General features: G+C 44.5%; 2 pseudogenes. Both read left to right on the forward strand.

Annotated features, from left to right (window positions below):
* Positions 1 to 286, forward strand: a pseudogene (locus tag R7E78_RS29250) (CpaF family protein); the annotation flags it as partial.
* 11 nt (positions 287 to 297) lie between these two features.
* Positions 298 to 559, forward strand: a pseudogene (locus tag R7E78_RS29255) (pilus assembly protein TadB); the annotation flags it as partial.

The raw sequence follows: 559 nt of genomic DNA on the forward strand, positions 1-559 counted from the left end.
CAAAAACTTAAGGGCGCAGATCGCGTCAGCCATCAATATCGTGGTGCAAATGGAGCGTCAGGAAGACGGTAAGCGCCGCATGGTCAGTTTGCAGGAAATAAACGGCATGGAAGGGGAAGTCATCACCATGTCCGAGATCTTTACCTTCCAGAGAAGAGGGGTGGATCAAGATGGCAATGTGTTAGGGGATTACATAGCAACAGGCATCGTGCCAAGTTGCCATGATCAATTGATTAAACGAGGCTTAGACGTTCCATTTGAAATATTTAACGAAAAAGTCCGTTAGGAGGGTGTGCTATGGAAAGTCAATTCCCCCTATTTCTTCTTTTGCTGTTTTTGTCGGTGTTCTTTATTAGCCAAGCTTTGATCCTGCCTTCGGCGGGTAAAAAGGTGAAACACAAACAGCTCATTAAGAGAATTCACGAAAGCCACAAGCATATCGATCAAGAGAGTATTTCGCTGCTAAGAGAAAACTCATTGAAGAATCTCTCGCCACTAGAGCGATGGTTAGTACGCTTTAGCTTGTTTGAAAGCTTTAAGAAAAAGCTCGAACTCGCGG

The sequence above is a fragment of the Vibrio sp. YT-19(2023) genome, assembly GCF_033337395.1.